This is a genomic window from Bifidobacterium sp. (genome assembly GCF_050874245.1).
GTDB lineage: Bacteria > Actinomycetota > Actinomycetes > Actinomycetales > Bifidobacteriaceae > Bifidobacterium.
Genome location: NZ_JBNMKH010000088.1, coordinates 1 through 6,511, shown reverse-complemented (window position 1 = coordinate 6,511; position 6,511 = coordinate 1). Strand labels below are relative to the sequence as shown.

The 6,511-nt window shown below is 59.2% G+C and carries 6 protein-coding genes; all 6 read left to right on the top strand.

The window, feature by feature from the left end:
* Window positions 1-2 precede the first annotated feature (2 nt).
* Complete coding sequence (locus ACR0P8_RS08175) at window positions 3-248, top strand: proton-translocating transhydrogenase family protein (RefSeq protein ID WP_432624608.1); 246 nt, start codon at window positions 3-5, stop codon at window positions 246-248.
* The gene (locus tag ACR0P8_RS08170) at window positions 249-1,694 is read left to right on the top strand and encodes an NAD(P)(+) transhydrogenase (Re/Si-specific) subunit beta (RefSeq protein WP_432624607.1); all 1,446 of its coding nucleotides are present in this window, start codon (window positions 249-251) and stop codon (window positions 1,692-1,694) included.
* Between the two features lie 208 nt (window positions 1,695-1,902).
* Window positions 1,903-3,270 (top strand): riboflavin deaminase, encoded by a 1,368-nt coding sequence (locus ACR0P8_RS08165; RefSeq protein WP_432624606.1) that lies wholly within the window; start codon window positions 1,903-1,905, stop codon window positions 3,268-3,270.
* Window positions 3,271-3,389: 119 nt separating this feature from the next.
* Window positions 3,390-4,739: an MATE family efflux transporter gene (locus ACR0P8_RS08160; RefSeq protein WP_432624605.1), complete on the top strand. Its 1,350-nt coding sequence runs from the start codon at window positions 3,390-3,392 to the stop codon at window positions 4,737-4,739.
* Window positions 4,736-5,476, top strand: coding sequence for a MerR family transcriptional regulator (locus tag ACR0P8_RS08155; RefSeq protein ID WP_432624604.1), 741 nt, complete (start codon window positions 4,736-4,738; stop codon window positions 5,474-5,476). Before ACR0P8_RS08160 ends, ACR0P8_RS08155 begins: the two co-directional genes overlap by 4 nt.
* Window positions 5,477-5,926: 450 nt before the next feature.
* Entirely contained in the window at window positions 5,927-6,334 is a 408-nt protein-coding gene (locus tag ACR0P8_RS08150; RefSeq protein WP_432624603.1) for a cupin domain-containing protein, read from the top strand.
* The last annotated feature ends 177 nt before the right edge of the window (window positions 6,335-6,511 follow it).

Genomic DNA, 6,511 nt, shown 5'->3' with positions numbered 1-6,511 from the left:
TCATCGGCAAGGTGCCCGCCACCCTGCACACCCCATTGATGTCCGGAGCGAATTCCATTCACGGCATCGTCATTGCAGGCGTCGTCATCGTCGCGGCCCATGCGACCAGCCCGCTCGCCTGGGTGTTCATCTTTCTGGCCGCCGTGCTGGGCACGATGAATGTCGTCGGCGGCTATGTCGTCACCGACCGCATGCTGGAGATGTTCAAGTCCGACAAGGGCAAGAAGAAGGAAGAGGAGGCCAAGTAAATGGGTACCCTGGCCGAAATGCTGAGCACGCCGCTCGGCGTCATCGAATGGTTCGTCTACCTACTGGCCGCAGTGATGTTCGTCATCGGCCTGCACCTGATGAATTCGCCGAAGACCGCCCGCAAGGGCAACATGGTCTCCGCCATCGGCATGGTTTTCGCCGTGGCCATGGCCTTCATCGTGCTGTTCGCAGGTGAGATTTCCAACGGCTTCAAGCACTCCGTCGCAGTCGTGGTGCTGATCGTCGGTATCATCATCGGTGCCGTGGCGGGCGTGGTCTCCGCCAAGAAGGTCAAGATGACCGACATGCCGCAGCTCGTCTCTGTGTTTAACACCGTAGGCGGCGGCGCGGCTGCGCTTGTTGCTCTGAACGACATTCTGACGTCCGCCGAGACTCCGTCCATCGTTGTGCTCATCACCGCTGGACTGGGCATCATGATCGGCTCCGTCACCTTCTCCGGCTCGCTCATCGCGGCAGGCAAGCTGCAGGGCATCAAGTGGGTCAAGAAGCTGAGTCTGCCCGGCAAGGGCTTCTGGAACATCCTGTTCGTCGTGCTCACCGTCGCATCCTTCGTGATGCTGTGCGTGCAGCCGAACCAACGTCTGCTGTGGTCGGTCCTGACCACTGTGTTCGCCCTATGCTACGGCCTGGTGTTCGTCATCCCGATTGGCGGTGCTGACATGCCGGTCGTCATTTCCGTGTTGAACGCCTGCACCGGAACCGCCGTGGCCATGTCCGGCCTGGCCATCAACAACATCGCTCTGATCGTGGCCGGCGCGCTCGTCGGTGCCGCAGGCGTGACGCTGTCCATCGCCATGTCCAAGGCCATGAACCGTCCTCTGCTGTCCGTCCTAGCTGGCGGCTTCGGCGGCTCCAATTCCGCGGCGGGTGCCGGGGAAGGCCCGGAGGGCACCATGAAGGAGACCTCCGCCGACGATCTGGCCGTCCAGCTTGTATACGCCGAAAAGGTCATCTTCGTGCCGGGCTTCGGCCTTGCCCAGGCTCAGGCGCAGCGCGAGCTCGCCGACCTTGGCACTCTGCTCAAGGATCATGGCGTCGAGGTCTCCTATGCCATCCATCCGGTGGCAGGCCGTATGCCTGGCCATATGAATGTGCTGCTCGCCGAGGCCAACGTGCCGTATGAGGAGCTCGTTGACCTGGACGACATCAATCCGCAGTTCCCGCAGGCTAACGTGGCCTTGGTGGTCGGCGCCAACGACGTGACCAACCCGGCCGCCCGCAAGCCGGGCACTCCGGTCTCCGGCATGCCGATTCTCGATGTCGACAAGGCGCAGAACGTGGTGGTCATGAAGCGTGGCCGTGGCACCGGTTATGCCGGCATCCAAAACGAGCTGTACTTCGAGGACAACACGCAGATGCTGTTCGGCGACGCCAAGGCGAGTCTGCAGGCCGTCATCGCGGCGGTCAAGGAACTCATCAACTGACGGATTCCGGCTCGTCGACCACGCGTAAGTCATGCCCTTCCTCTTTTTGGAGGAAGGGCTTTTTGCTGTCGTGCGAGTTGTCCACAAACAGATACGGGGGTGTGGATAGGCGAAAATTGTCCACTTATCCACTTTTTTTGAAGGGCTGTGGCGGAGAGGCAGACGAATATGCGACAGTAGGTGCATCTCTACGACGAAGGAGTTGCATATGACAGTTGCCGTGGCCACGCCATTCAATATGGATGAACAGGCTTTCCTGCGAACGATGGATCGGCTGATCGAGCGATTTGACCGTTACAGCTCGGGCCGTTGTTTCGCGGACATTGACCGGATGCGTCTCGAACATGGTATGGAAGGTCCGCTTTCCCTGTTCGACGACGTGGTGCATGAGCTCGCGGACGACTTGTTCGGCGGCACGTCATGGCCGGTGAACCTTGACATGGATATGATCATGTTGGATCGATTCCAGATAGGTTACGATGCCGAGTTCCTGAACGGATGCCGCAATGTGGTCCGTAAATACGGCATGAGCGCATGGCTATACGAGATGATCAACGACGCCTCCGTCGCTGTGGCGACGCATCGGCCGAGCGGCAGGATGCCTTTTCAGCTGGGCCTGTTCGATACGCGTGAGATGTTCCGAAGGAAAACGACCAAAGGGAAGAAACGCGGAGGCGGTAAAAGGAAGCGTCTTGAATGCATGACGGAATACTTGCGACAGACGTACCGCCTGGCCGCATACACCCTGTTGCGATGGGGGGAGGATGAGCCCAGGGCTGCCGATACGGCGCTGATGATCCTTGCTTATGGAGGGCTGGGCATGTGCATGCTCCGCGATGACCCGAAAGTTGTCGAATTGGGATGCGATCCCGATTTCCGGTACAGGCATGTATGCGCCCAGTTGCGGGATATGAGAATCAAGGCGGACTTGGAATACGCCTGTTCCGTGGATCTGAGCGTCACCGGCTCATTGGAATATCCGGCCTGTCTTGACGCCAGATACCTGTATGACGCCGAACGCATCGTGGAGGCATATCGGAATCTGTGGGACGAAACCGCGAAACCCGTCGCCCAACTGCTGACTGAAATCGAGAATGACGGTGTATATGAAGTGGAGGATATATGGAGGGACCCGCTCTACCTGCATGACCTTGCCATTTCCCTTATGGGACCGTCGGCTTCGGGCCTTCTTCAAGAAGGCTTCAGGTTGCGCGATCGGACTATGTTCGAGGACGGCGTCAAAGAACTTGACGGCCAGATGCGCAACGTGAGAAAAGCCGGTCTGCTGCTTACCCTTGCCGGATATATCTTTTTTGCCGAACCGGAGGATCGCATGGACGCGATGCTCGCCTCTCGTAAGGACCGCAAACGCATGTTGGACAACTACGAAAAACTCGGCGAGATGGCCACGACCATCGCCTTGTACCGTCTTCCCCGGGATCGTGAATCGCTTCGGGCCGTGCGGGCTTTGCTCATGCATGAGACTGACGTGTACGCGGACAAGATGGGAGATCTCATGGGCTTTGCCGACGAGTCCGACGGGGAGGATGAGGCCACCGCATCGGTCACGGGATGAACGGAAGGCTTTCCGCATATTGGACATGACGATACCCCGGGGTTGACTCTACAACCATTGTAAGGTTTAGCCTTCCTGCTGGAAGACGTAGACCGAAACGGAAGGATGATGGACGGCCCATGGAGAAGAACCTGCCAACGGGGAGCGTGCTCGGAACGGTCGTCACTTTCGCGTTGCCGTATCTGCTGTCGTATTTCCTGCAGACGCTGTACGGCATGGCTGATCTGTTCATCGCAGGGCAGTTCATTGGCGTCGACGGCATCACCGCGGTGGCAAACGGAAGCCAGGTGCTGTACATGCTCACCGTGGTCATCGTGGGCCTTGCCATGGGAGCGACCGTCACTATCGGCCGTGCGGTCGGCGCGAACAGACTCGATCGTGCGGCCAAGGCCATCGGCAACGTCATCACGCTGTTCGCTGGTATCGCGTTGGCTCTGACGATTGTACTGCTGCTGAACGTGCGCAACATCGTCTCGCTGATCGGCGTGCCCGCCGAAGCTGTTGAAGGAACCGCGCAGTACCTGACCATCTGCTACATCGGCATCCCGTTCATCGTCGCGTACAACATCATCAGCTCAGTGTTCCGTGGGCTGGGCGATTCGAAAAGCCCCATGCATTTCATCGCGGTCGCATGCTTCTGCAACATCGCGTTCGACTATCTGTTCATGGGCTGGCTGCGTCTTGGTCCCTCGGGCGCGGCATTGGGCACCGTGTTGGCGCAGACCATCAGCGTGATCGTGGCATTGGTTGCGATTCGCCGTCGGCGTACGGGCATCAGACTGAAGTTCGGCGATCTTCGCCCAGACAGGACCATGCTCCGCGGCATCCTCGGCATTGGAGTGCCGACGGCGGTTCAGGACGGCTGCATCCAGATCGCCTTCATCATCATCACGGTCATCGCCAACTACCGCGGCCTGAACGATGCGGCAGCCGTCGGCGTCGTAGAGAAGGTAATCAGCGCGTTGTTCCTGGTGCCGTCGTCCATGCTGGCCACGGTATCCGCCGTCTCGGCGCAGAACATCGGCGCCGGCAGGATGGAACGTGCGACGAAGACGCTGCGATACGCCACCGCGATCACCGTCGTCTACGGCATCGTCATATCGATCGTGGTGGAGCTGACGGCAAGCTCCATCGTCGGCCTGTTCACCACCGATGCGACGGTGATTCTGCTGGGAACCCAGTACATCCGCAGCTACATCGTCGACAGCATCTTCGCAGGCGTGCACTTCTGCTTCAGCGGCTTCTTCGCCGCATGCGGGCGCTCCTATATCGGATTCATCCACAATATCGTGGCCATCACCCTGGTCCGTGTGCCCGGGGCGTATCTGGCGTCCAAGCTGTTCCCGGACACCTTGTTCCCCATGGGCATCGCCGCCCCCGCCGGATCGCTGCTTTCCGTGCTGATCTGCCTCGGCTTCTACGCGTGGCTCAAGCGCCGTGGTGTGATCTCAGAGAAGGCACGTGCATGACGGCGAATAAGCGGGGCGAAGAGCGCGACGCTGTGCCGGGGGATGGCAGACTGTTCCGCATAGGCGAGGTCGCGGGCATGTTCAACGTGTCGCTGGGCACGCTTCGGCATTATGAACGTTGCGGTTTGCTGGAACCCGAATATGTCGACCCGCGCACCGGGTACCGGTATTACGGGGCTAAGCAGTTCGAGGTGCTGAACACCATCCGGTACCTGCGTGTGCTGGATATGCCGTTGACGCAGATAGCCGAGTTCCTGCACAATCGCGACGTGCATGTCATCGAGGACAAGCTTGTTGCGCAGAAGGCCCTGATCGAGCGCAAACAGCATGAACTGGAAATGGTCTCGCGGAAGATCGATCACCGCCTGGAACGGCTGCGGGACGCCGAGCAGTCCGAATTCGACGTGATACGTGTTGTGCGGCAACCCGCCTGTCGGATCGTCTGGATCAGGGATTCGCCGAAAGTCGACTCGTATCTCGGCCTGGAATATTCGATCCGCAAACTGGAGCGGCATCAGAAGGATTCACTGGTCTTCCTCGGCAAGGTCGGCGTGGGCATCGCCAAAGAATCGTTGGAGCAGGGGCGGTATGCCGATTATGGGATGGTGTTTCTGCTGCTCGACGACAAGGACGAGTATGAGGGCGATACCGTGGCGTTGCCGGAAACGGATTGCGTGCGCATCCGGTTCCGGGGAAGTCATGGTGATGCCCCCGAACGGTATCGTGAGCTGATGTGATACATCGCAGGGCGGAGCCTCGATGCCACCGGGTTCTCGCGTGAGATCACGCTGGTCGATGAGGGATTGACATCGGATCCCGCCCAGTTCGTGACCGAGATCTGCATCCCGATCCGCTAGTTTGGTCTTCACGCTTTGCGGCCGGCATTCATCAATCCGTTCGGCGCATTCACCGTTGGCGGACCTCCGACGGAGTGGACCTTGGATGGATGGTGGATCCTTTGGGTTCTTCCGGCGACGCATGTCTCATTCCGGCCATGATGAAGGCCTTTGCCTCTGATGCTCGGAGGGCTGAGCCAATCTGCTTTGTGCGGCGGCGTGATGCCCTGTGCGAATGTTTGACATGCAATTAACGCATGGAACGATATGTCATACTCACATTGGACATTCTTTTTCGCCAGGCGTTGAATGGGGAACGTTACAGAGCATAGATGAAAGGACGGGTCGACAATGGAAAATCCGAGCGCATTCCCGATGGGAGAGCCGAACGACGGTTTCGCGCAGTACTTCGTGGGGCGGAGCTACCTTGCGCCGGTGCTTGAGACTCCGCAGATCGCCATTCATAACGTGACCTTCGAACCGGGATGCCGCAACAACTGGCACATTCACCACAATGCGGCGCAGGTGCTCATCGCGGTCGGCGGCCGTGGCTACTACCAGATCGAGGGGCAGGAACCGAAGGAGCTTAAGGCCGGGCAGGCCGTCTGCATCCCCGCCGATACTAAACACTGGCATGGCGCCGCTCCCGGCGAATCGTTCTCGCATCTGGCCTTCATGGTTCCTGCGGGCGATCCGGCATCCATGAGCAACGAATGGCTTGAACCGGTGGATGCCGAAGCCTACGGCAAACTTGCCTGAGGTCTGTTGTCTACATGGAGGGCCATCCCGCAAAAGTGAACCGCACCCCGATTGTTGGACTGAAGAAATTCAGATTCAATGATCGGAGGTGCGGTTCTTTCGTATGCGCGAGGATCGAAGGAAACACTACGACGACGGGTTCCGGCGCGAGGCACTGGAACTCATCAAGGCAGGAGC

What these genes read in the sequence shown, in the direction of transcription:
- ACR0P8_RS08170 (WP_432624607.1), top strand. Translation starts at nt 249, where the DNA reads ATGGGTACCCTGGCCGAAATGCTGAGCACGCCGCTCGGCGTCATCGAA.
- ACR0P8_RS08165 (WP_432624606.1), top strand. Translation starts at nt 1,903, where the DNA reads ATGACAGTTGCCGTGGCCACGCCATTCAATATGGATGAACAGGCTTTC.
- ACR0P8_RS08160 (WP_432624605.1), top strand. Translation starts at nt 3,390, where the DNA reads ATGGAGAAGAACCTGCCAACGGGGAGCGTGCTCGGAACGGTCGTCACT.
- ACR0P8_RS08155 (WP_432624604.1), top strand. Translation starts at nt 4,736, where the DNA reads ATGACGGCGAATAAGCGGGGCGAAGAGCGCGACGCTGTGCCGGGGGAT.
- ACR0P8_RS08150 (WP_432624603.1), top strand. Translation starts at nt 5,927, where the DNA reads ATGGAAAATCCGAGCGCATTCCCGATGGGAGAGCCGAACGACGGTTTC.